This window comes from Frankia sp. AgKG'84/4 (assembly GCF_023242965.2).
Taxonomy (GTDB): Bacteria; Actinomycetota; Actinomycetes; order Frankiales; family Frankiaceae; genus Frankia.
Window position 1 is genome coordinate 1 of sequence record NZ_JALKFU020000021.1, and the last position, 23,408, is coordinate 23,408.

A 23,408-nucleotide genomic window follows, 5' to 3' on the forward strand; every position below is an offset into this window, starting at 1 on the left:
GGCGACGCCCGCGCCAGCCGATTCGCCAGGAGCGACTGCCTGTTCCGGACCTGGTGGGCACCGGTGACGGTGGATCTCGCGGTTCGGGCTGGATCCGGCCCACCGACCACCGCGGTGCTCGGGCCCGCGCGGGACGGCCTCGTCGAGGGTCTCCTCGCCGGGCTCGTCGCCACCGGCACGCCGGCCCGACTGGCAGAGGAGCTCGCCGACGTGACGGCACCGGGCGTTCCCGGCCCGGATCTGGTGTTCACTCTTGTCCCCGACGGGGACCCGGGTACGGATGTTCCGGGTGCCGTACGGGCAGCCACCGCCGCCGCGCTGGCGCTCGTCCAGCAGTGGCTGGCCGACGCGCGGTTCTCATCCAGCCGGCTGGTGTTCGTGACCCGGGACCTGGTCGCCGCGGACGGCCGCCCCGGGGCGTCGGGGCGGCCCGAGCGGGACCTCGCGGCCGCCGCGGTCTGCGGTCTGGTCCGCTCGGCCCAGTCGGAGCATCCGGACCGCTTCGTGCTGGTCGACCTGGACGATCACGTCGAGTCGTACGCGGTCCTCCCGGCGGCGCTGAGGACCGACGAACCGCGGCTCGCGGTGCATGCCGGGATGGTCCGCGCCGAACGGCTGGTCCGGCTCACCACCCCGCCCGACGTGACGGGGGACGGGACCACGGGAGAGGAGACCGCGGACGACGGCGTGGCGGAGGACGGGATCGCGGGCGGCGCGCCGGTCTGGGCGACGCACGGAACGGTGCTGGTCACCGGAGCCACCGGCACGCTCGGTCGGCTGATCGCCCACCACCTCGCCACCGCCCACGGGGTGCGGCGACTGCTGCTGCTCAGCCGGCAGGGTGCCCAGGCGGCCGGCGCGGCGGAGTTGCTCGCGCGGCTCGCCGCCCTCGGGGTCGACGCCACCCTCACCGCCTGCGACGTCGCCGACCGGGACGCGCTCGCCGGCGCACTGGCATCCGTCCCGGCCGAGTTTCCGCTCACCGGCGTGGTGCACACGGCCGGTGCGGTCGACGACGGGATCATCGCCGCGCTGACCCCGGCGCGTATCGACGCGGTGCTGCGACCGAAGGCGGACGCCGCCTGGCACCTGCACGAGCTGACCCGCGACGCCGACCTGACCGCCTTCGTGCTGTACTCGTCGGCGGCGGGGGTGTTCGGCAGCGCTGGGCAGGGCAACTACGCCGCGGCCAACGCCGTCCTCGACGCCCTGGCGCTCCAACGCCGGGCGGCGGGCCAGCCGGCGACGTCACTGGCCTGGGGAATGTGGGAGCAGCGCAGTGCGCTGACCGCCCACCTGGGCGCCGCCGACCTGGCCCGGATGTCGGCCGGCGGGTCGCGACCACTGTCGAGCGAGCAGGGGCTGGCCCTGTTCGACGCCGCCCTGGCGACCGCCGTGCCGGTGGCCGTGCCGATCCAGCTGACCCCCGTGGCCCTGCGCGCACGGTCCGGCCGATCGACGACAGGGGAGCGGGCCGCTGGAACAGGCACTGCTGGAACAGGCACTGCTGGAACAGGCACTGTGCCACCGCTGCTGCGCGGCCTCGTCGACGGCCCTGGCCTCACTCGCCGGGGCCCCACCCGCCGAGTCGTCGACGCCGCCGTCGAGCGTGGTGCGTTCGCGCGCCGGCTCGTCGGGCTCGCCGAGCCCGACCGGGAGGCGACGCTGGTCGAGCTGGTCCGCACCGACGTGGCGGCGGTGCTCGGGCATGCCAGCACCGCCGCGGTGACGGCGCACCGCAGTTTCCTGGAGCTGGGATTCGACTCGCTGACCGGCATCGGCCTGCGCAACCGGCTGGCCGACGCGACCGGGCTGCGGCTGCGGCCCACCGTCGTCTTCGACCATCCGACCCCCGTCGATCTCGCCCGGTACCTGTCCGCCGAGCTGGTCGAGGTCACCATGGACGACGGGCAGACCGCCGGGGGGAACGCGCCGTCGCCGGACCCCATCGCCCCCGGATTCCCCGGATCGTCCGCTCCGGCGGCGCAGGCGAGTGCCGAACCGGCCACCGCGCTGTTTCGCCGGGCCACCGCCGCCGGCAAGATCAAGATCGGGTTGGACCTCCTGCGGGACGCGGCGCTGCTGCGGCCGATGTTCACCGGCGTCGACGATCTCGCCCGGATTCCCGAACCGGTCCGCATCGCCCGAGGGCCCGCCCACCCGCCGGTCATCTGTTTCTCGTCGTTCGTCGCGCTCGGTGGCGTCCACCAGTTCCTGCGGTTCGCGTCGTTCTTCCGCGGCGAACGGGACGTGTCCGTGGTGGCGCTGCCCGGCTTCGAGGACACCGGCTTCGAGGACACCGGCTTCGAGGACACCGAGCCGCTCCCGACCAGTGTCGACGCCCTGATCGACCTGCTGGCCGAGACCGTCGCCGTCCACGGCGGCGGGGTACCGCCCGTCCTGCTGGGTGCATCGTCCGGTGGCCTGCTCGCGGTCGCCGCGGCGCGGGCACTGGAGCGCCGGGGACTCGACCCGGCGGCCGTCGTCCTGCTCGACACCTACCTGGCCAGCGACCAGGCCATCGCCCAGTTCCAGGACGTGCTGGTCGGCGGGATGTTCGAGCGGGAGGGGGCGTTCGTCGCGATGAACGACACCCGACTGACGGCCATGGGCTGGTACTGCGACCTGTTCGCGGACTGGGCACCGGAGCCGATGTCGACGCCCGTCCTGCTGGTACGGGCCTCCGAACCGCTGGTCGATGTCGCACCCGAGGACCTGGCCACGGACTGGCGTTCCTCCTGGCCGAGCGCCCACACCGTCCTCGACGTGCCGGGAAACCACTTCACCATCGGCGAGCAGCACGCGGAGGTCACCTCCGGCGTCGTCCGGGACTGGCTCCAGGACACCCTCGGCGAGCAGGCGGGACACATCCGGGCCGAGCGCTTGTGAACGGTGTCGACGGCCATCCTCCGACGACGAAGAAAGGCCGACCATGACCGACCTCGCTGTCCTCGAAAGCCTGTGGTTCCGGCGGGTCGCCGCCGCGCGGAACACCGGGATCCGCCTGGTCTGCTTTCCACACGCCGGTGGATCGGCGACTTTCTACCAGCCTTTCGCGCGGGCCCTGGAATCCGTCGCCGACCTGTGGGCGGTGCAGTATCCGGGCCGCCAGGACCGGCGGTCGGAGCCGCCCTTCGAGAGCATCGACGACGTCGCCGACCAGCTGGCCGGGCTGCTTGGATCCGCCGCCGGCCCGCCGCTGGCGTTCTTCGGCCACAGCATGGGCGCGGTCGTGGCCTTCGAGGTGGCCCGCAGGCTCCGGCGGGCCGGCCGGCCCGGTCCGGCCGCCCTGTTCGTCTCCGGCCGCCGGGCCCCCTCGGTGCCCCGGATCGAGCTGGTCCACCAGGGAACCGACGCCGACATCCTGCGCGCGCTGCGCGAACTCGCCGGAACGGACCCGAGGATTCTCGGCGACGAGGAGATCCAGCAGATGATCCTGCCCGTCGTGCGCGGCGACTACCGGGCCGTCGAGCGTCACCGCCACGTTCCCGGCCCCCCATTGACCTGTCCCGTCGTCGCCTTCGGCGGGGACGACGACCCCCACGCCTCGGTCGCGGACCTGCGCGCCTGGGCCGACCACACCACCGGCGCCTTCGAGGCGCACGTCTTCTCCGGCGGCCATTTCTATCTGGTCGACGAACTGGACGGCGTGACGGCGGCCATCGCGGAAAACCTGGCTGCCCTTGCCGGCCCGGTCAGCGGTGGCCGGAAATAAGCACAGCTCTGTCGTTGACGCCGCCCCGGGTGGCGCCGAATGAAAGGATTCTGAGATGAGCATCGGTTACATTCTCGGCGGCGGAATCAGCCACGATCCGGGTGCCGGATCCGAGCTGTACGACGCCTTCGAGGTGATGCGTGCGCTCTACGCGGACATCAGCGGATGGACCGGTCTGACGCCGGCGCAGATCCGCACCGAGGAGCTGCCCGAGGAGCAGGAGGCCCGTCAGTCGATCGGCGCCATCCGTCAGGCGGCGCTCGCCCTGGGCATCCACGACATCCTCGCGGAGCAGGGCATACGCCCCGGCGCGGTGGGCGGACTGAGCCTCGGCGCGATGAGCAGCAGCTGCCTGGCGGGTTCGATCGACCGGGAGGCGTTCTTCGGCCTGCTGTGGCAGTCCCGGAACACGCCGCCCCCGGCACCGGACGCCCCCGCCCAGGGCCTCGCGCTGGCCTTCGTGCCGATCGGGGAGGACACCGGGACCTACCACGAACCGGCCCGACCCGGTGTCCATCTCGCCGGCGACTTCGGTACCGCCTTCGACGGCACGAAGGCCATGCTGATGCTCGCCGGCTACCGGGACGCCCTGGAGGCGCTGTCCGCGCAGGTTCCACTCGGGACGGTGGTGGTCCTGCCCGGTGTGACGACGGCGGTGCACAGCCCGCTGCGGCAGGCGGCCAACGACTACCTGGCGCCGTACATCGAGGCGGTCGAGTTCCGCGCGCCCACGATCCCGCTGGCGTCCTGCCTGGAGGAGAAAGCACTGACCACCGGCGACCAGGTGCGCGACCTGTTCCTGCGCAACGCCGTCACCCCGATCAGCATGGTCCACCTGATCTCGGGCCTCGCGCTCAGTGGCACCCGGCTCGGCGTGGTGGTCGGCCCGGCCGTGCCCGAAGGCGTCATCGCCTTTCCGTTCCCGGTCGTGCATGTGGAGAAGCCGGAACACCTCGCGGATCTGAGCACCGCCATCTACGACCTCGGCATCGACCTCGCGCTCCCACAGGGAGCCTGACATGCCCGCGACGCTGGGGTCGGCGGCGCGGGCACGGTACGCGGCGCTGACCGAGCAGTGGCTGGCCGAGGACCTCGACGCCTGGACGGCACGGGTCGTGCGGCGCCACTTCGACCCTGAGGGAGGCAGTCCCTACTGGCTCGCCCGCGCCGCCGACCTGCCGTTCGACCCGCGCGACATCACCCGCTACGACGAACTCACCAGCTTCGGGCCGTTCCCCCTCGACGTCCTGCGCGAGACGGATCCGACCGCGTTGGTGCCCCGGTCCGTGCCCAGGCCGCTGACCGGGCGGATCTGGGAGTCCGGCGGCACGACCGGCAGCCCGTGCCGGGTGTACTACACCGAACAGATGATCCTGCACCGGGGAGTATGGCGGCGCTGGTCGTTCGTGACCGAGGGATTCGAGCCCGAGCGCCGCTGGCTGCACGCCACCCCGACCGGCCCCCACCTGATCGGCAACGGCGCCTGGGAGATCTCCGAGCTGTACGCCTCGCTGGTCTACGGCATCGACATGGATCCCCGCTGGGTCAAACGGTTGATCCGCGCGGGACGACTGAAGGACGCGGCCGACTACACCGACCACCTCCTCGAACAGATCAGTACCATCCTCGCCACCCAACCGGTCGACTACCTGAACACCACCCCGGCGCTGTTCGCGGCGCTGAGCCGGCGCCACCCCGACCTCGCGGGCCGTCTCGCCGGGGCCCGGCTCAGCGGCACCCAGCTCAGCGGGGACATGTACCGCGAGTTCGTCGCGGTCCTGCGCGGCGGTCCGTGCGGGGTCAGCTACGGCAACACCTTCGGCAACGCCGCCAGCCTTCCCGCCGAGCGCGACGGCGATCTGCTGCCCTACGTGCCCAACTATCCGCAGGTCACGATGGCGGTGGTGGACAAGGCCGACTGGCGGCGAACGGTCGGCTACGGCGAGGGTGGCCAGGTGCGCCTCACCGTCCTGCACGACGACCTGTTCCTGCCGAACGTGCTGGAACGGGACCAGGCCGTTCGCTACGACACCGGCGAGGGCTGGCCCTGTGACGGCGTGGCCAACGTCCATCCGTTGCAGATCGCCCAATCGTCGCCGGAGGGACTGTACTGACCCGATCCACGTGACCCTGCCGCTGGCGACATGATCCTCTCGCCCGCCGTCACCGGGACCCCTACAGTGACACCGGGCAGTGACCCCGGGTAGTGACCCCGGGCAGTGACCCCGGGTAGTGACCACCGGGGTGGTGTCTGCCCGGTCTGACGACCTCCTTCGAGCGCCTCGGATGATGCGATGAACGAGACCGACAGCACGGCGCGGACCGCGCGTGCCGGCACGCCCCCGGTGAACGCGACGGTGCACGTTCGCGGAGCGCGGCTCGCGTACAGCGACGAGGGTTCGGGCCCCGCGGTGGTCCACGGCCACGGACTCCTGCAGAGCCGGGCCACCGAGCGGGCGTCGGGGATGTTCGACTGGGCACCGGTGGTCGCCGCCGGACGACGGCTGGTGCGCTACGACGCGCGCGGCCACGGTGAGTCGACGGGCACGTCGACTCCCTCGTCGTACACCTGGCCACAGCTCGCCGATGATCTCCTCGCCCTGCTGGACCAGGTTGTCGGCCCGGAGCCGGTCAGTGGGATCGGCTGTTCGCTGGGCACCGCCACCCTGTTGCACGCCGCCGTGCGGGAACCGGGTCGCTTCGATCGACTGGTACTGACCGCGCCGCCCACCGCCTGGGCCTCCCGGGCGGCTCAGGCGGAGCTGTACCGGCTCGCGGCTGACCTCGCGCAGACACACGGATATGGTGCCCTCGCGGAGTTCGCCGCCCGGTCCCTCGCCGCCGCGGCCCTCGCCGACCTGCCTGCTCCGCCCGGCCACCCGTCGGCTCCCGCCGTCGGCGAGGACCTCCTGCCCACGGTCCTGCGGGCCGCCGCCGCCTCCGATCTCCCCGCCGAGCAGGACCTGACCTCCCTCGACCTGCCCGTGCTGATTCTCGCCTGGGCCGGTGATCCCGGACATCCGGTCTCCACCGCCGAAAGACTCGCCGAGCTGATCGCCGGCTCACGGCTCCACGTCGCCGAATCCGGGGCACAGCTGCGGCAGTGGGGTGTCACAACGGCGCGTTTCCTGGCGCCCGCCGCCGCGTCACGCAGACCCGCGGGCCACCCGGCCCACCACTGAATCCGAAGGTCGGGCGTCCCGGAGCTTGATCGGACGATCCGCATCACATATGACACCTCGCGTCGACCCACAGCCAGTCGACCACGGACCTTCGAGGTCGAGACCAAGCAGAGACCACGTTCCGTCACCACCGAAGGTGGCGTGGAGCCGTTAGCTCTACAGTCCCGGAGCTCGCAGGAGATTGTCGGGTCGCCCTCTACCGGGAGCAGCCAGCGGCTGTCGCCGGTCGGCCAGTCCGGGGCCTGCCTCGGGCCGCGTCTGTGCATCGCTGTCCCCGGTCCGGCGGCGGACGCCGATTCACTCTCGGCCTGGTCGCGCGGTCCCGCCTGCATCGGAGCCTGCGTGGATCTTTCTGTGCGGCGGGTCGAACCACCCCCCGTCGCGGGACGGTCCGCCCTCCACTCGCCGGACATGCCTTGATCTTCCGATGGCCGGGGGTAGCGACAACCGCCCTGTCCGACCGTGTAACATCTGCGTTGTGCGCGGGTGAGACACCCGCGATCACCTGTCCGGGTGGCGGAATGGCAGACGCGCTAGCTTGAGGTGCTAGTGCCCTTTATCGGGCGTGGGGGTTCAAGTCCCCCCTCGGACACAGACGCTACGCACGATGATCTCAGTGCGGCCTCGGCCGTGATCATCCCTGATTCATGATCGTAGGTCAGCTTCAGGTCGAGCTCACGGTAGATCTCGGTTGCGATCTGCCCGGGTCCCTGGATGAGGGCGCGGGCTCTGGCGAGCTCCATCTACGGGACGCTTCCGGGTCCTGCTGCTCCTTGGTCGATTCCCGACCACAGAAGGCAAACCGGATCATGGCTGCCGTTCGCTGATGATATAGCTCACGGACACAAAGGTAGGCCCGCCCTACCGGTCCTGGCTCGCACCATCACCTCCGGCGAGGGACTGCGCCGGACGGCGCGGCAGGCGGCGCCCGGACGGCAGTCATCGGGGCCGTGAATCGCAGCCACCCACATTCTGTATTTCCGCCCGGGCGCCGCCCTGTCTAACGTTGGGCGCACGCGACCACAAGGAGCCGATGCGATGGACTCACTTCACGGCGAGTGCGACGACGAGCCTGGGCGCTGGCGGCCGAAGGTGCTGGCGACGGACATCGCATGGCCCACGGATGAGGTGGAACGCGCGGTGCTGGCCGCCGCCGGAGCGACGCTCGTGCTGGCACCGACGGGCGACGTCGCCGAACTGAGCGCCCTCGCCGCCGACGTCGACGCCATTCTCACCTGCTTCGCGAAGGTTCCCGCCGAGGTACTGGACGCGGCGCCGCGATGTCGCACCATTGCCCGCTACGGCGTCGGGGTGGACAACATCGACGTCGAACACGCCACCCGGCTCGGGATGGTGGTCAGCAACGTTCCGGTCTACTGCACCGAAGAGGTCGCCGACTCAGCACTTCTGGCCGTCCTCGCGCTTGCGCGCAGACTGATCCCGCTGACCCGGGACGTCGCGGCGGGCGGCTGGGGCCGATCCGTACCAGGAACGTCGGTCCGACTCAGAGGTAAAGTGCTCGGTCTCGTGGGCCTGGGCGAGATTGCCCGCGCGCTCGTGCCGCGCGCGCGGGCGATCGGTCTGGACGTCATGGCGTTCAGCCGCTCGAACGACGCCGAGCCCGGGATCCGCCGTGCGGCCTCGTTGGCGGAGCTGCTCGGCGAGGCCGACATCGTGTCCCTGCACGTGCCGCTGACCGACGACACCCGTCATCTCATCGGGGCCGGGCAGCTCGCCGCGATGAAGCCGACGGCGTGGCTGGTGAACACCGCCCGCGGTGGCCTCGTCGACACGGTGGCGCTGCTCGACGCGCTCGACACCGGGGCGATCGCGGGCGCCGCGCTGGACGTGACCGACCCCGAGCCGCTGCCCGTCGACCATCCGCTGCGTCGCCGCGACGATGTCGTCCTCACCCCGCACACCGCCTTCTCCTCGGACGGCTCGCTCGCCGAACTGGCGACCAGGGCCGCCGGCAACGTCGTCGACGTGCTGCGCGGCCGGGTTCCGCACAGCGTCGTGAACCCCGAGGTGCTGGGCAGCGCCGCCCTGCGGGCACCGCTGGAACCGCGGTGACCGCGCCGGCGATCCTGGACACCGCCGCGCTGACCCGCCATCTGGTGGAGCGTGGGCTCCTCGCCTCCCCCCTTGACGTCGAGGTGCACGGACTGGCCGGTGGGGTGTCCAACGACGTCGTCGTGGTCCGCGCGCCCGGTTTCGACGCGGTGGTCAAACGGGCGCTGGGCCGGCTGCGGGTCACCGAGGAATGGCTCGCCGACCCGGCCCGCCTCGATACCGAGGGCCGGGCGCTGCGGCTGGCCGGCCGGCTCGTGCCCGGGGCGGTTCCCGCGGTCATCGACCTGGCCGGCGGCTACCTGGTCATCGAACGAGCCCCGCAGACATGGCGATCCTGGAAGCAGGATCTGTTCGCCGCCACGGTGGACGTCGCCGTGGCCGAACGGCTTGGCCGTCTGCTGGGCCGCTGGCAGCGCGCGACGGCGGGCGACGGCGACGTGGCGGACGCCTTCGGGGACGTCACGGCCTTCGCTCAGTTACGCGTCGACCCGTTTCACCGCACGGTCGCGGCCAGGCACCCTGACCTGGCCGATCCGATCCGCCAGACGATCGAGATCATGGCGGCGAACCGGACCTGTCTCGTGCACGGCGACTACACACCGAAGAACGTGCTGGTCGGCTCCGCGGCCACCGACGTGTGGGTGATCGACTGGGAGGTCGCGCACGTCGGTGACCCGACCTTCGATCCGGCCTGGACGGTCGGCCATCTGCTGCTGAAATCGGTCCACCGACCGACCGCGGCGCCGGCGTACGCGGCGGCGGCAAGGGCGTTCCTCGCCGGCCTCGACGCCGAGTGCCTTGGCGCCGTGCCGCTCGATCCGGCCCAGCTCATCCGGCAGACCGGCTGCCTGCTGCTGGCTCGTGTCGACGGCAGGAGCCCCGCCGATTACCTCACCGCGGTCGGTCGCGGGCAGGTCCGCTCACTCGGGCGCGGCCTCCTGCTCGACCCACCGCCCACCCTGACCGATGCCTGGGAGCGGCTCACATGAGCGACACCACCATCACCGGCCTGCTGGCCTGGGAGGCGCTGGACTCCCGCGGCCGGCCCACGGTCGGCTGCGAGGTCCGCCTCGACGGCGGGGCCACCGGGTCGGCAACGGTGCCCTCCGGCGCCTCGACCGGTCGCCACGAGGCCCGGGAGTTGCGCGACGGCGGCCGGCGCTACGGCGGCCAGGGGGTCCGCTCGGCGGTCGCCCACGTCGCAGGGGAGATCAACGACGCCGTCCGCGGCCTTGACGGCGCCGACCAGGCCGCCCTCGACGCGCGGCTGCGTGAGCTCGACGCAACCGCGGACCTGCGCCGCCTCGGCGCGAACGCCGTCCTGTCCGTGTCGGTGGCCGCGGCGGTCGCCGGCGCGCGGCAACGCGGCGTGCCGCTGTTCAGGGCGGTGGCTGACGACGGTGGCGCCGCGTTACTGCCGCTGCCCATGGTCAACATCATCTCCGGTGGCGCGCACGCGGGCCGCTCGATCGACGTGCAGGACTTCCTCGCGGTCCCGCTGGGAGCGACCTCGTTCGCCGAGGCGATCGAGTGGGCGGCCCGGGTACGGGCCGGCACCGCCGAGGAGCTGACCGCCCGGGGCCTGCCGGTGGCCCTGGTCGCCGACGAGGGCGGCCTCGGTCCGCTGCTGCCCAGCAACCGATCGGCGCTGGATCTCCTCGTCGCCGGGATCGAGCGCGCCGGGCTGCGGCCCGGCGCGGACATCGGTATCGCCATCGACATCGCCGCCAGCCAGTTCGTGCGTGCGGACGGGCGCTACGTGCTCGCCGCGGAGGCCCGCGAGCTGAGCGCCGACGGGCTGGTCGACGAGCTGGCCGACTGGTGCGCCAGCTATCCGATCGTCTCCCTGGAGGACCCGCTCGCCGAGGACGACTGGGCTGGTTGGCGCACGGCCACCGAGCGACTCGCCGGTCGCCAGCTGCTCGGCGACGACCTGTTCGTCACCAACCCCGACCGGCTCCAACGCGGCATCGACGAGCGGGTCGCCAACGCGGTACTCGTCAAGCCCAACCAGATCGGCACGCTGAGCACGGCCCGTGCCGTCGTGCGCCGGGCGCACGCCACCGGGTACGCGACCGTCCTGTCGGCCCGCTCCGGCGAGACCGAGGACGACTGGCTGGCCGACCTTGCCGTCGGCTGGCGCACCGGCCAGATCAAGGTCGGTTCCACCATGCGCTCGGAACGCACCGCGAAGTGGAACCGGCTGCTGCGCATCGAATCCGAGCTGGGCGAGCGGGCCGAGTACGCCGGTCGGGCCGCCCTGCGGCAAGTCCGACTCCCAGCTGATCACCAGTCCGGGGACGAGGGGACATCATGACGCGTTCAGTCGAGGGTCATGCACTTGGTCGGTTCGATGACGGCGCGGGGGCGTTCACCGGCCTGGCCGTCGGCGACCGGGTCCTGCGCCTTGCCGACGACAGCCTGGTGAAGGGGCCCGCCACCTACCTCGCCCTGCTCGAGGACTGGGCGACGGTGTCGGCGGCCCTGCCCCGGCTGGCCGCACAGGCCGGCCCGGGCGATGGTCTGCCGATCGGCGACCTGGAGGTCCTGGCACCGGTCGAGCCCCGGCAGATCTTCCAGGCCGGCGCGAACTACCGGTCCCACGTGGCGCAGATAATCGTCTCCGGCCGGGAACCCGACGATCTGCGGTCGGACGAGGAGCTGCGCCAGGCCGCCGAGCAGGTGATGGACGAGAAGGTCCGCCGCGGCAACCCGTTCGTCTTCGCCGGCCTGCCCACCGCCATCTGCGGCCCGGACCACGACGTGCTGCTCCCGCCGGAGTCCTCGCAGATCGACTGGGAGACGGAGCTGGCCGTCGTGATCGGCGCCCGGGCGCACCGGGTACCGGCGCAGCGGGCGATGGACCATGTCGCCGGCTACACGGTCTGCAACGACGTCAGCGCCCGAGACCTCCAGTTCACCCCCGAGAACCGGGTGCTCGGCGGCGACTGGATACGGGCCAAGAACCGCCCGACCTTCCTGCCCACCGGGCCCTTCCTGGTCCCGGCCGAGCAGATCCCCGACCACCGCCAGCTTCGGATCACCTTCGACCTCAACGGCGAGCGCATGCAGGACGATGTGCCGGCCAGCATGCTGTTCGACGTCCCCAGCCTGATCGCCGCGGTCTCGGCCGCCACCACGCTGCTGCCCGGGGACCTGCTGCTCACGGGCAGCCCGGCCGGCAACGGCGGCCACTGGCGGCGCTGGCTGCAACCGGGCGACGTCATGGAGGCGGCCATCGCCGGCCTCGGCGGGCACCGCAACCGCTGCGTCCCGGAGGTGGTCTGACGGCCACGCCTGTCGATCACGGCCGCACGCTGGTCGTCGCCTCCCTGCGGCCCGTCGCCGACCGGATGGTCGAGCTCGTCCTCGCGGCCGCGGACGGACAACGCCTGCCCCGCTGGGCGCCGGGGGCCCACGTCGACCTGGTGCTGCCGACCGGTCTGACGCGGCCCTACTCCCTGGCGGGCGATCCGGACGACGACCGCCGCTGGCGGCTGCTGGTCGCCCGGTCCCCGACGGCGGGCGACGGCGCGGGGAACCACATCCACGACATGCTGCGCACCGGCGAGCGCGTGCGGGTCCACGGTCCTCGCCACCTGTTCTCCCTCGGCGGCGGTGCCCGCTACCTGTTCCTCGCCGCCGGTGCCGGGATCGCGCCGCTGCTGCCCATGGTCCGCCGGGTCCGCGCCGCCCGGGTCTACCCCTGGTCGCTGGTCCACGTGGACGGCTCGTCGCGGTACACGGCGCTGCGCGCCGAGGTCGAGAGTCTCGGCGCGACATCCCGGTCGAGCCCCGGGCGCGGCGCCGCCGTGCGCGCGCTCGCCGACGCCCAGCCCGACACGGCGGTGTATGCGTGCGGCAGCGGCCTGTTCGTTGACGAGCTGGCGCGGGCGGCGCCGCGCGGAGTCGAGTTGCACCGGCAGCAGTTCGACGCGGCCGGCGGCGGCCCTGGCGCCGGGCGCGCCTACGAGGTCGTCCTGGCGCGACAGGGCGAACGAGTCCGGGTCGAGCCGGGCACCCGGCTGCTTTCGGCACTGCACCAGGCCGGTGTCGAGGTGCCCGTGTCCTGCGGCACCGGCAACTGCGGTGCCTGCCTGGTCCGCGTCCTCGGCGGCGCCATCGAACACCACGACCGCGTTCTCACCGACCTCGAACGCAAAGAAGGTCGGCAGATCGTGTCGTGTGTGTCCACCGCCGCCGGACCGCAACTGGTCCTCGACCTGTAGACGGCACATGCACCTGGTGAATCAGAGGAATCACAAAGTCGCATTTCCGGTTGACGCGTCCCGTTCCTAATGTCCTAACCAGCATAGGTCGCACATCACAGCGGAGGGTCCCGTGGGAAGTATGATCGCGAAGCTGGGGTACGTGGGCATCCAGACGCCCCGGCACGAGGAAATGCGGACCTGGGGCCCGGAGGTGCTGGGTTGTATGCTCGGGCCCGATGGCGAGGACGGCGCGGTCCGTCTCAAGATCGACGACGCCGACTACCGGCTTTCGTTTCACCCGGGCGAGGACCACCGCATGCTTTTCGCCGGCTGGGAGGTGCTCAACCATCGCGATCTCGACGCCGCGGTGAACCGCCTGGAGGGGGCGGGCGCGAAGCCCCGCTTCGCCGAACGGGAGGTGGCGCGGGCTCGCGGGGTCGACCAGCTCGTTCAGTTCGAGGACCCGTTCGGCCAGCCGCTGGAGCTGTTCTGCTACCAGGAGGCGAACTACCACTTCTGGCATCCGCCGCGACCGCACGCCGGGTTCGTCACCGAGGATCAGGGACTCGGCCACGTCGTGTTCGTGGTGCCCGACGCACGCCGGGCCGTCGACTTCTACATCGACGCGATGGGCTTCGTCCCGAGTGAGATCCTCACCATGATGGAGCCGCTCGGGGAGATGTGGTTCCTGCGGGTCAACCCCCGCCATCACAGCGTCGCGTTCCTCGAGATGCCGAACTCGGTCGGGCTGCACCATGTCTACCTGGAGTCGGTCGACATCGACGACGTCGGCTACTCGTACTTCGACGTGCTCGGCGGAGACGCGAACCCTGACCTGCAGATGGCCTTTGGCCGGCACATCGCGGACCAGGTCATCTCCTACTACGTGCACACCCCGGGCGGATTTATGATCGAATACGGCTGGGGTGGCCTTGCGATCAACGAGTCGGCGAAGCGCTCGCCCAACAATATCAATTTTCGCAAGGGAAAGCGGCCGGAGATGTGGGGGCACAAGTTCCGGTTCCAGCCCAACGAGACCGTGCACCCCTACCAGCCCTGAGCTCGCCGGATCCGGAAGAAGGAGTCAAATATGTCTGCCGTCACCAGTGTCCTGGTCGTCGGGGGCGGTGTGTCCGGCGCCGCGGTGGCGATTCTGCTGGCCGAGGCCGGGGTCGCCGTGGAGCTGGTCGAGATCAAGCCCGAGCTCACCGCCGTCGGCTCCGGGATCACCCTGCAGGGCAACGCGCTGCGCGTGTTACGCCAGCTCGGCGTCCTCGAGAGCTGCGCGGCCCTGGGATACGAGTCCATGAAACTCGTGGTGCGGGCGCCTGACCCGCGGGCGACCATCGTGGCCGAACTGGACGACATTCCGTTCGGCGGCCCCGACCTGCCCTCGTCCATGGGCATGTACCGACCCGACCTCGCCCGGATCCTGATGGACCGGGCCGAGCAGGCGGGCGTCAAAATCCGCTACTCGACCACCACGGAATCTCTCGAGCAGGACGGGGCCGGCGTCGAGGTTCGCTTCTCGACCGGTTCTTCGGGTCGCTACGACCTCGTCATCGGCGCCGACGGGGTGCGCTCGTGGACCCGCCGCATGCTGGAGATTCCGCTGGAGACGCGATCCCTCGGTATGGGCGCATGGCGGATGGTCGGGCCGCGGCCGGCCGACGTCACCTCGTCCCAGGCTGTTTTCGGCGGCCCCTGTTATATCGCCGGGGTGACGCCCACCTCGGCGACCAGCGCCTACTGGTTCCTGGTGGAACCCGCCCAGGACCGCACGGCGCAGACGCCGCGGGAGCAGTTGGCGGACTTCCTCGAGCTCTTCGGGGCCTACCACGGCCCCTGGGACGAGGTACGCAGTGCTTTCACCGATCCACAGCACCTCAACTACACCTGGTTCGAAGCCCACCTGCTGGCCGCACCCTGGAATCGCGGCCGCGTCGTGCTGATCGGTGACGCGGTGCATGTGTGCCCGCCGACGCTCGCGCAGGGCGCCGCCGCCGGCCTGGAGGACGCCGCGGTTCTGGCCGAACTCCTCACCACCTCCACCGCGGTCGACGACCGGTTATGGGCGGCGTTCACCGCACGTCGGTATGAACGTGTGAAGATGGTTGTCGATGCTTCGGTACAGATGGCGCAGTGGAATCTCGACCACGTCCAGGGAGATGTCCCCGGGCTCACCCGCACGATCGCCGCACTTGTCAGCCAGCCGGCCTGACAACCTGGTCCAAATCGGATCTACTGTCGGTCTTGCGGCGATCGGCATCGGCGGGGAACGTCCCCGCGGGGCACTCGTGGCGAGCCGGTCGACTCGGGTCTCGATCGCCGTCCAGCGCCACCGAGCCGCGTTCGATCGGAGCGTCGCGCACGGCGCCCCGACGGCTACTTTCCGTGGCGGGGAACATCGAGCGCGATGACATCGTGCGCGCCCTCCCGGGCCTGCCAGTAGCCGTCAAGGCCGCCGTGCACGACATCGACGTCGAATCCCTCGACGCGCAGGCCGAGGTACAGGACCTCGGCCAGCCGCGGCTGACCGGTGATCTGCCTCGTGCCGCCCAGCTTGCACCCGCACAGGCGGTGCGACCAGGCTGAGGCCGGTTCCGGCGGGGGCTGACGGTCTGCCCCGGCTGTGCCTACCCTGGGACCTATCGGTCCGTCCGCACCCATCCTGTCAACGGTCCCGATGAGTGCGGTGGTGGGGCAAGCGGCTGCCTCACGACCAGCCAGCTGGCGAGGTCTGTGGCGTTACCGGCCGAAGGCTCACGATACTGCTCGTCGAACCGGACGCCGTGGGTGAGAGCCTGGCGCAGCGGACCGGGGCCCGCGGCACCGACTCAATGTCCCGGCCGCGAAGATGAGCGCCGCGACGCGGCGCGTGTGATCCGTTGGCTCGCGGCTATGGTCGCCACAGGGCAGGGTCATAGTGTGCACCGCGGTGCACACCCCTCGCCGGTCCAGACGGGCTACCCCGGCCATCCGGGTTTCCGGCACTGGTGACCTCCGCTGTGCGGTGGCGGCCGGCGCAAAGGTGGCTGGCCTGATAGTGGGAATTCTGCGACGGGACTTTCTGCGCGCGTTTCGGGTGTCGGATTCCCACTAGAGTTCAGGGCATCGGGCCGGGTCCTGGAAACGGGTAGGTGGATAGCGTGACCGGCGCCGGCAGGTTTCTCGGCCGGTGTGTCGAGCCGTGCGGCGCGGGAGGCGTCCATCCACCGGTCCTGGCTCCGTCGGCGGTAACGACATTGTCATTGTGGGCTGCCCGGCGGCGGTCGTCACACCCGACGCCGGGACCGCGCGCGTCACCGCCGGCAGCGGCATCACCATCGGGAGCGGAATTGTGACAATCGTGCAGGACAGGCCGGCCGGACACTCGGACCCGCCGGCGGGGGACGCGCCGCCGAGGGCGCTGAAGACCCTGGGGCAGTACCTGCGGACGACGTCCCACAAGGACATCGCGCTGATGTACACCCTGACCTCGCTGGTGTACTACGCCTTCGCCGGCGTGCTGGCCCTGTTCATCCGGGCCGAGCTCACGAAGCCGGGTCTGCAGTTCCTCTCGAACGAGCAGTACAATCAGATGTTCACGATGCACGGCACGCTGATGCTGCTGATGTTCGCGACGCCGATCGCGTTCGCGTTCGCGAACTATCTGATTCCGCTGCAGATCGGCGCGCCGGACGTCGCCTTTCCCCGGCTGAACGCCATGTCGTTCTGGTTCTTCTTCTTCGGCAGCCTGACGGTCATCGCGGGTTTCCTGACGCCGGGCGGTGCTGCCTCCTTCGGGTGGTTCGCCTACGCGCCGCTGTCGAGCGCCGCCTACTCGCCGGGCGTCGGCAGCGACCTGTGGCTGGTGGGCCTGACCGTCTCGGGCCTGGGCACCATCCTCGGCGCGGTCAACTTCATCACGACGATCCTGTGCCTGCGGGCGCCCGGGATGACGATGTTCCGGATGCCGATCTTCACCTGGAACCTGCTGGTCACCTCGATCCTGGTGCTGGTCGCGTTCCCGGTGCTCGCCGCGGCGCTGATCGCACTGGAGGCCGACCGTCGGTTCGGCACGCACATCTTCGACGCGGCCAACGGCGGGTCGATTCTCTGGCAGCACCTGTTCTGGTTCTTCGGGCATCCCGAGGTCTACATCATCGCGCTGCCGTTCTTCGGGATCATCACGGAGATCATCCCGGTGTTCTCCCGCAAGCCGCTGTTCGGCTACAAGGGGCTGGTCTTCGCGACCATCGGCATCGCGGCGCTGTCGATCGCGGTGTGGGCGCACCACATGTACGTGACCGGTGCGGCGCTGCTGCCGTTCTTCGCCTTCCTGACGTTCCTGATCGCGATTCCCACCGGGGTCAAGTTCTTCAACTGGATCGGCACGATGTGGCGGGGGCAGATCACCTTCGAGGCGCCGATGCTGTTCGCCATCGGCTTCCTGGTGACCTTTCTCTTCGGTGGTCTGACCGGTGTTCTGCTGGCGAACCCGCCGATCGACTTCCACGTCAGTGACAGCTACTTCGTGGTCGGCCACTTCCACTACGTGGTCGCCGGCCTGCTGTTCGCCGGGTTCGGCGGTATGTACTTCTGGTTCCCGAAGGTCACCGGCCGGATGATGAACGAGAAGCTGGCCCGGCTGCACTTCGTGCTGATGTTCTTCGGCTTCCACATCACGTTCCTGGCCGACCACTGGCTGGGGGTGCGGGGCATGCCGCGCCGTTACGCCGACTACACCGCGTCGGACGGTTTCACCACACTCAACGAGATCTCCAGCGCCGGCAGCGTCCTGCTCGCGGTGTCGACCCTGCCGTTCCTCTACAACCTGTGGATCTCGTACCGCAAGGGTCAGATCGTGACGGTGGACGACCCGTGGGGTTACGGGAACTCGTTGGAGTGGGCGACGTCCTGCCCGCCGCCGCGGCACAACTTCACGTCGTTGCCGCGGATCTCCTCCGAGCGGCCCGCCTTCGACCTGCACTATCCGCAGGCGGCCGGTCAGATCGACTACCATGCCACGCCGGAGTTGCGTACCTGAGCGCGCCTCGGCGGTGCGACGCACGAACCGCCCCGGTGTCCAGGTGGAGCACCGGGGCGGTTCGGCGTGCACGCAGGACGGCCGGGTCAGGACGGCCGGGTCAGGACGGGTAGCGCCGGGCCGCGACCAGCGGAAGGTCGGGGGCGTTCACCCCGTTCCACGAGCCCTTGAGGCCGGTGTTGCAGCCCTTCTCGATGGTCCACCAGCCGAACTCGACCCGCTCGGCGTCCTGGAAGGTCAGCGAGTTCGTCCGGGCCAGTTCGACCGCCTTCGGGTCGCCGTGGGCCAGGCCGAACCCGGTCCGCTCCCAGGTCTGCACCGAGGCGTAGAAGGTGGCATCGACCGACTCCAGCACGGTGATCGCGTCGACGCGGCGGCAGACCTGGGTGGCGAGCAGGCCCAGCACGTTCGCCAGACCCGGGTTGGTGCCGGTCCCGAACAGCGTCACCCCGCCGCGGCGCGCTGCGGCCTCGAGCCGATCGCGGTGCTCGGCGCCGAGGAAACGCTCGACATGATCGTAGTCGGGGAACAACGGCATGTAGAGGATCGCGTCGGGGCGAAGGGCGAGCAGGTCCACTGCACCACCCGGTAGCTGGTCGCTGGCGTGGTCATGTCGCTGTCCTCCTGAGAATGGTCGACGCCCGGTCGGGTCCGGCGCCGGCCTGCGTGCCTGACGTTCGTCCCGGCCTACATTGTGGAATGTGCACCGTGGCGGGGCCGCGGAGCGAGCGGCCGACGCGGCGGGGGGGTCGACGGACGTCGGCGGCCCTACTCCACGGAGACCGGCGCGGCCCGCGCGGGAACCGGCGGGGCCCCCACGCCCTCCGGTGCCGTGGGGGCCACGGGACGGCCGGGGAGGAACGAGCTTGCGACGAGGCCGACGGCGGTGATGGCCACGATCCACCAGAACGTCGCGCCGAACGCCGCGCCGACCTTGTCCGCGATCGGGCCGGGCAGCTTCGTCCCGGCCGCCGAGGCGAGCACTCCCGCGCCGCCGCCGACGTTCGGCAGCCGGTGGGCGATGGCGTGCTGCAGCTCGACGGCGACCAGCGCGGTGGCCAGCGATCCGCCGACCCGCTGCAGGATGTTCAGCGTGGTCGTCGCGCGCGGCACCGCTGCGGGCGTGAGGGTCGCGTAGGCGGCGGACATCGCGGGCATCATCGCCGCGCCGAAGCCGAGGCCGCGCAGGAACAGCGAGCCGACCAGCAGCGCCTCGCTGGTGTGCCCGTCGATCTGGGTGAACATCAGCGTGCCGAGCAGGGACAGCGCCATGCCGGCCGGGACGACCGAACGGGGCCCGCGGCGGTCGGCGATCCGGCCCGCTATCGCCATGGAGATCATCGCGCCGAGCCCCTGCGGCGCGAGCAGCAGGCCGGCGTCGCTGGCGCTCGCCCCGCGGGCGACCTGGTAGTACAGCGGCAGCAGGAACAGCGCGCCGAACAGCATCCCGCCGATCGTGAACGTCGTCACGCTCGCGACGGTGAACGTGCGGTTGCGGAACAGCCGCAGGTCGAGCAGGGCGTCGTCGCGGCGCAGCGAGTAGAGGACGAACCCGACCAGCAGGACGAGGCCGAGGGCGATGGCGACCTGGACCTTCGCGGCGCCGAAACCGCCGCCGTTGCCGGCCTCGGACAGGCCGTAGACGAGCGCCGCCAGGCCGGGGGAGATCAGCAGCAGGCCGGGCAGGTCGAGCCGGCGGCTCGCGGAGCCGCGGTCGCCGCGGGGCAGTACCCGCCAGGACATGACCAGGGCGATCACGCCGATCGGCACGTTCACGTAGAAGATCCAGCGCCAGCTCAGGTTGTCGACGATCAGTCCGCCGACGACGGGGCCGAGGACCGGCGCGATGAGCGTCGGCACGCCGATGATGCTCATCACCCGGTTCATCCGCTTCGGGCCCGCGGCCTGGGCGAGCAGCGTCATGCAGATCGGCATGATCATGCCGCCGCCGAGACCCTGCAGGATCCGGAAGGCGATCAGCGCCTGCGCGTTCCAGGCCACCCCGCACAGCACGCTGCCGGACACGAACAGCACGAGCGAGAGGTTCCACATCCGCGTCGCGCCGAAGCGCTCGACCGACCAGCCGGCCAGCGGGATGACGACGGCGAGCGCCAGCAGATAGCCGGTGGTGACCCAGGAGATGGTGGACAGCGACGTGTGGAACTCGTTGCCGAGGGCGTGGATGGCGACGGAGACGATCGTGGTGTCGAGAATCACCATGATCGCGCCGAGCATGACGGTGATGGACAGGCGGATCAGCGCCGGGTCCAGCTTGGTGTCGTCGGGCGCCGCGGCGGCGGGCGGTGAGGTCGCGCTGGGTTGGTCGGGCACGTGGCCTCCGTGGCGGGACGGCGTCCGTCGGATCCGGTCGGTCCCAGCATCGGCCGATCATTGGGTGGTGTCAAATATATTGTGGAAACAACGGTACGGAGGTCACCGGTGTCGTACGATCGAATCATGACCGCACCGCCAGGTCAGGAGGGCACGTGACCATTCCTGACCGCGCGACCCCCGCCGCGGGGCAGCGCGCGGACGGCGCGGTGCTCGGTACGGACGCCGCCCGGGAGGCCTGGCGGGCCATGCTGGCGCTGACCTTCGGCGGCCAGGCCCCCAGCCGGATGCACGCCGTCTGCCACGCGTGTGACCTGACGCCAGCGGCGCTGAAGATCCTTCTGTTGCTCTCGGGTGGCCCCCGGCCGATGCGCGAGCTCGTCGAGACGTTCCGCCACGACCCGAGCTACCTCACCAGCGTCATCGACCTGATGGAACGCCGCGGGGTCGCGCGGCGCGAGCCGCACCCGACCGACCGGCGGGCGAAGCGGGTCGTGATGACCGAGGAGGGCGAGCGCGTGCTCGCGCACGCGGAGGAGCTGCTCTCCGTGCCGCCCGCCTCCGTGCAGATGCTCACCCCGGACGAACAGCACCAGCTCCTCGCGCTGCTGATGCGCGTCGTCGACGCGGAACCCGGCATCCACCCGGCGATGCGCCCGCGTCCCGTCCCCGCCCCTTCGGGCTGACCCTCGCCGAGGGGTGCTGAGACCCTCGTGGGTCTGAGGATCCGAGGTTGACATGACGACGATGGCACTTCTCGCGGACGTGACCGTTGCCGAGGCGATGGTGCGCCACCCCAAGGTCCACGGCGCCGCGACGACCCTCGGCGAGGTTCGCCGGATCCTCACCGACGACCACGTGCACGCGGTGCTGATCGTCGCGGGCCGCCGCCTGGTCACGGTGATCGAGCGCGTCGATCTGAACCGCGCGAGCGGAGCCGATCCCGACAGCGCCGCCGGTGACGATGACCAGCCGGCGGTGTCGCTGGGCAGGCTGACCGGGCGGGTCGTAGCTCCCGCGGCGTCCGCGGCCGACACGCTGCGGGCGATGACGAGCGCCGGGCGTCGCCGTCTCGCGGTCGTCGACAACGACGGCGCACTGCTCGGCCTGCTGTGCCTCAAGCGCCGCGGCAACGGCTTCTGCTCGGACGATGATGTCCGCGCCCGCCGACTCGACTCCCGGTAAGAACCCGACCGGGTCCGCCCCGCCGCCGTCAGCGCCAGCCGTAGCGCTCGCGCAGCCGGTCGGTGACCCGCTCGAACGGTTCGCGCGCCAGGGCCGCCGACTCGCGGCGCATCCCGCCCTCGTGCACCCGGATCACCCGGTCCAGGTTCACCCACGACGGTCGGCCCTGACCGTCCCAGCCGCCCGCGCCGACGGCGACGAAGTCGCCCTCGCCGTCATGGTCCTTGCTGGTGAGCTGCACGGCCAGATAGGTGCCGGCGGATTCGGCGGCGACCACGAGCACGGGTCGGTCCTTGCCCCGGCCGTCGTTCTCCTCGAACGGCACCCACGTCCAGACGATCTCGCCGGGATCCGGGGCGCCGTCCGACTGCGGCGCGTAGCCCATCCGCACCGACCCGATGCGATCCGGGTCGACCTCGGTGGTGGCCTGCGGCCCGGACTCACCCGGCGAGACCTCCGCGCTCACGCGGGACGGCCGGGCCCGCTCCCGGTCCGGGCGCCCGCGCGCGGGCACGTCCGAGGGCGACGGGGCGGAGCGAGCTTTCGGTGTGGATGTCGGCTGCCGCCGGGTCGACGCCGGCCGCCGCCGGGTTTCCCGTTCCGTCTCCCGCGCGGGTGCCTCACCCTGGCGCCCGCCGCCGCCCGACAGCAGGTCGGAGACGGTCCTGATCAGATCCCCCAGAAAACCCATTCCGCCACCCTAGTTAGCTCACGAGAGGGCGACGCGCAGAACCTCGTCGAGGCCACCGGGGGTGCCGTCCGGCTCGGTCTTGTCCAGACGCAGGGTGACGGCGCGGCCGGCCAGGTCGAGGTAGGCGATCTGGCTCTCGAACCACGGGCCGGCGGTGACCTGCCAGTCGATCGCCGGGTCCGGCGCGCCGGCGAGCTTCGCCAGGGCCCGGACGGCGCCGGCGACCGCACCGGTGCGGGCGAGGCGGTCGACGCGGCGCACCCCCTTGCCGAGCGGATTGCGAAACGGCGAGCAGACCGCCTGGTACACCGCGCTGCGCGCGCCCGGCAGGTCCGCGCGGGCGAGGTAGGCGTGGTGGACGTCGCCGGAGAGCAGCACCACCGACGCCGGTGCCGGGCCGTGCGCACCCGAGGCGACGGCGCGCAGCAGCGCGGCCATCGACGCGAACGACTCCCCGAACGCCGCCCAGTGCTCGAGGTCGACCCGCTGGCGCAGCCGCTCGGCCTGGCGGGCGGCGAAACGGCCGCGACGCCCCGCCGCGAGCGCCTCGCTGGCCGCCTCCACCCAGTGGATGCCCGGGGTGAGCAGGTACGGCAGCGACGTGGCGAGCAGCAGATGGTCGACGTCGCCGTCCTGGCGGGTCTGGTCGCGGACCCAGTCCCATTCGGCGTCGGCGACCATCACCCGGCGCCCGTCGGGGGTGACGACCCGCGCGCTGCGGGAGTCGATCACCACCAGCCGGGTGCGCCCGAGGTCCCAGCGGTAGCTCCAGCGGATGTCGTCGTGGTCGACGCCGTCGGCGCGGGCGTCGGCGCGGCGGGCGAACTCCCGCAGCGTCCGCGTCGCCGCCCCCGGATCGGCACCGGTCTCGGGGGGGGGGGGGGGGGGGGCGGGGGCGGGGGGGGGGGGGGGGCGGGGGGGGGGGGGGGGGGGGGGGGGGGGGCGGGGGGGGGGGGGGGGGGGGGGGGGGGGGGGGGGGGGGGGGGGGGGG

Annotated in this window: 19 protein-coding genes, 1 tRNA gene and 1 pseudogene; 17 read left to right on the plus strand and 4 right to left on the minus strand. The window is 71.6% G+C overall.

Going from position 1 to position 23,408, the window contains the following annotated elements; translation table 11 throughout:
• The 15 genes from MXD58_RS03350 to ctaD form a co-directional block, all read left to right on the plus strand.
• Positions 1–2,889: type I polyketide synthase (locus MXD58_RS03350; protein ID WP_250609034.1), on the plus strand; the 2,889-nt coding region annotated here is incomplete at its 5' end.
• 43 nt (positions 2,890–2,932) lie between these two features.
• The gene (locus MXD58_RS03355; protein ID WP_248837145.1) at positions 2,933–3,715 is read left to right on the plus strand and encodes a thioesterase II family protein; all 783 of its coding nucleotides are present in this window, start codon (positions 2,933–2,935) and stop codon (positions 3,713–3,715) included.
• Between the two features lie 55 nt (positions 3,716–3,770).
• The gene (locus MXD58_RS03360) at positions 3,771–4,733 is read left to right on the plus strand and encodes a hypothetical protein (protein WP_248837144.1); all 963 of its coding nucleotides are present in this window, start codon (positions 3,771–3,773) and stop codon (positions 4,731–4,733) included.
• A gap of 1 nt (position 4,734) precedes the next feature.
• Positions 4,735–5,829 carry a hypothetical protein gene (locus MXD58_RS03365; RefSeq protein WP_248837143.1) on the plus strand — a complete coding sequence of 365 codons (1,095 nt, stop codon included), beginning with the start codon at positions 4,735–4,737 and terminating at the stop codon, positions 5,827–5,829.
• Positions 5,830–6,009: 180 nt separating this feature from the next.
• Positions 6,010–6,897 carry an alpha/beta fold hydrolase gene (locus MXD58_RS03370; RefSeq protein WP_248837142.1) on the plus strand — a complete coding sequence of 296 codons (888 nt, stop codon included), beginning with the start codon at positions 6,010–6,012 and terminating at the stop codon, positions 6,895–6,897.
• Between the two features lie 507 nt (positions 6,898–7,404).
• A tRNA-Leu gene (locus MXD58_RS03375) sits at positions 7,405–7,489 on the plus strand.
• 446 nt (positions 7,490–7,935) lie between these two features.
• The gene (locus tag MXD58_RS03380) at positions 7,936–8,970 is read left to right on the plus strand and encodes a C-terminal binding protein (protein ID WP_248837141.1); all 1,035 of its coding nucleotides are present in this window, start codon (positions 7,936–7,938) and stop codon (positions 8,968–8,970) included.
• Positions 8,967–9,959 carry a phosphotransferase family protein gene (locus tag MXD58_RS03385; RefSeq protein WP_248837140.1) on the plus strand — a complete coding sequence of 331 codons (993 nt, stop codon included), beginning with the start codon at positions 8,967–8,969 and terminating at the stop codon, positions 9,957–9,959. Before MXD58_RS03380 ends, MXD58_RS03385 begins: the two co-directional genes overlap by 4 nt.
• Complete coding sequence (gene eno / locus MXD58_RS03390; protein WP_248837139.1) at positions 9,956–11,287, plus strand: phosphopyruvate hydratase; 1,332 nt, start codon at positions 9,956–9,958, stop codon at positions 11,285–11,287. The genes MXD58_RS03385 and eno overlap by 4 nt, the downstream gene beginning before the upstream one ends.
• Positions 11,284–12,258: a fumarylacetoacetate hydrolase family protein gene (locus MXD58_RS03395; protein ID WP_248837138.1), complete on the plus strand. Its 975-nt coding sequence runs from the start codon at positions 11,284–11,286 to the stop codon at positions 12,256–12,258. Before eno ends, MXD58_RS03395 begins: the two co-directional genes overlap by 4 nt.
• A gap of 65 nt (positions 12,259–12,323) precedes the next feature.
• Complete coding sequence (locus MXD58_RS03400; RefSeq protein WP_248837137.1) at positions 12,324–13,199, plus strand: flavin reductase family protein; 876 nt, start codon at positions 12,324–12,326, stop codon at positions 13,197–13,199.
• 121 nt (positions 13,200–13,320) lie between these two features.
• Positions 13,321–14,241 (plus strand): VOC family protein, encoded by a 921-nt coding sequence (locus tag MXD58_RS03405; RefSeq protein ID WP_248837136.1) that lies wholly within the window; start codon positions 13,321–13,323, stop codon positions 14,239–14,241.
• Positions 14,242–14,271: 30 nt separating this feature from the next.
• Entirely contained in the window at positions 14,272–15,402 is a 1,131-nt protein-coding gene (locus MXD58_RS03410; RefSeq protein WP_248837135.1) for an FAD-dependent monooxygenase, read from the plus strand.
• A 173-nt stretch (positions 15,403–15,575) separates the two neighbouring features.
• On the plus strand, positions 15,576–15,776 hold the full coding sequence (locus MXD58_RS03415; RefSeq protein WP_248837134.1) for a hypothetical protein: 201 nt from the start codon (positions 15,576–15,578) through the stop codon (positions 15,774–15,776).
• 745 nt (positions 15,777–16,521) lie between these two features.
• Complete coding sequence (ctaD, locus tag MXD58_RS03420; RefSeq protein ID WP_248837133.1) at positions 16,522–18,210, plus strand: aa3-type cytochrome oxidase subunit I; 1,689 nt, start codon at positions 16,522–16,524, stop codon at positions 18,208–18,210.
• A gap of 100 nt (positions 18,211–18,310) precedes the next feature.
• Here the strand turns inward: ctaD and MXD58_RS03425 are convergent, their stop codons facing one another.
• Together MXD58_RS03425 and MXD58_RS03430 are read right to left on the minus strand one after the other, a co-directional pair.
• Positions 18,311–18,787: a hypothetical protein gene (locus MXD58_RS03425; RefSeq protein ID WP_248837132.1), complete on the minus strand. Its 477-nt coding sequence runs from the start codon at positions 18,785–18,787 to the stop codon at positions 18,311–18,313.
• A 191-nt stretch (positions 18,788–18,978) separates the two neighbouring features.
• Positions 18,979–20,541 (minus strand): DHA2 family efflux MFS transporter permease subunit, encoded by a 1,563-nt coding sequence (locus MXD58_RS03430; RefSeq protein ID WP_248837131.1) that lies wholly within the window; start codon positions 20,539–20,541, stop codon positions 18,979–18,981.
• A 155-nt stretch (positions 20,542–20,696) separates the two neighbouring features.
• Between MXD58_RS03430 and MXD58_RS03435 the strand changes: the two genes are divergently transcribed.
• Both MXD58_RS03435 and MXD58_RS03440 read left to right on the plus strand, forming a co-directional pair.
• A complete protein-coding gene (locus tag MXD58_RS03435; protein WP_308301889.1) occupies positions 20,697–21,227 on the plus strand; it encodes a MarR family winged helix-turn-helix transcriptional regulator in 531 nt (176 codons plus the stop codon).
• Positions 21,228–21,279: 52 nt separating this feature from the next.
• Positions 21,280–21,726, plus strand: a complete 447-nt coding sequence (locus tag MXD58_RS03440; RefSeq protein WP_248837130.1) for a CBS domain-containing protein — start codon at positions 21,280–21,282, stop codon at positions 21,724–21,726.
• A gap of 28 nt (positions 21,727–21,754) precedes the next feature.
• Here the strand turns inward: MXD58_RS03440 and MXD58_RS03445 are convergent, their stop codons facing one another.
• Both MXD58_RS03445 and MXD58_RS03450 read right to left on the minus strand, forming a co-directional pair.
• Complete coding sequence (locus tag MXD58_RS03445) at positions 21,755–22,417, minus strand: type II toxin-antitoxin system PemK/MazF family toxin (protein WP_248837129.1); 663 nt, start codon at positions 22,415–22,417, stop codon at positions 21,755–21,757.
• Positions 22,418–22,435: 18 nt separating this feature from the next.
• Positions 22,436–23,408, minus strand: a pseudogene (locus MXD58_RS03450) (alkaline phosphatase D family protein); the annotation flags it as partial.

What these genes read in the sequence shown, in the direction of transcription:
- MXD58_RS03445 (WP_248837129.1), bottom strand. Translation starts at nt 22,417, where the DNA reads ATGGGTTTTCTGGGGGATCTGATCAGGACCGTCTCCGACCTGCTGTCG.
- MXD58_RS03400 (WP_248837137.1), top strand. Translation starts at nt 12,324, where the DNA reads ATGGTCGAGCTCGTCCTCGCGGCCGCGGACGGACAACGCCTGCCCCGC.
- MXD58_RS03410 (WP_248837135.1), top strand. Translation starts at nt 14,272, where the DNA reads ATGTCTGCCGTCACCAGTGTCCTGGTCGTCGGGGGCGGTGTGTCCGGC.
- MXD58_RS03355 (WP_248837145.1), top strand. Translation starts at nt 2,933, where the DNA reads ATGACCGACCTCGCTGTCCTCGAAAGCCTGTGGTTCCGGCGGGTCGCC.
- MXD58_RS03440 (WP_248837130.1), top strand. Translation starts at nt 21,280, where the DNA reads ATGACGACGATGGCACTTCTCGCGGACGTGACCGTTGCCGAGGCGATG.
- MXD58_RS03370 (WP_248837142.1), top strand. Translation starts at nt 6,010, where the DNA reads ATGAACGAGACCGACAGCACGGCGCGGACCGCGCGTGCCGGCACGCCC.
- MXD58_RS03405 (WP_248837136.1), top strand. Translation starts at nt 13,321, where the DNA reads ATGATCGCGAAGCTGGGGTACGTGGGCATCCAGACGCCCCGGCACGAG.
- MXD58_RS03380 (WP_248837141.1), top strand. Translation starts at nt 7,936, where the DNA reads ATGGACTCACTTCACGGCGAGTGCGACGACGAGCCTGGGCGCTGGCGG.
- eno (WP_248837139.1), top strand. Translation starts at nt 9,956, where the DNA reads ATGAGCGACACCACCATCACCGGCCTGCTGGCCTGGGAGGCGCTGGAC.
- MXD58_RS03360 (WP_248837144.1), top strand. Translation starts at nt 3,771, where the DNA reads ATGAGCATCGGTTACATTCTCGGCGGCGGAATCAGCCACGATCCGGGT.
- MXD58_RS03365 (WP_248837143.1), top strand. Translation starts at nt 4,735, where the DNA reads ATGCCCGCGACGCTGGGGTCGGCGGCGCGGGCACGGTACGCGGCGCTG.
- MXD58_RS03395 (WP_248837138.1), top strand. Translation starts at nt 11,284, where the DNA reads ATGACGCGTTCAGTCGAGGGTCATGCACTTGGTCGGTTCGATGACGGC.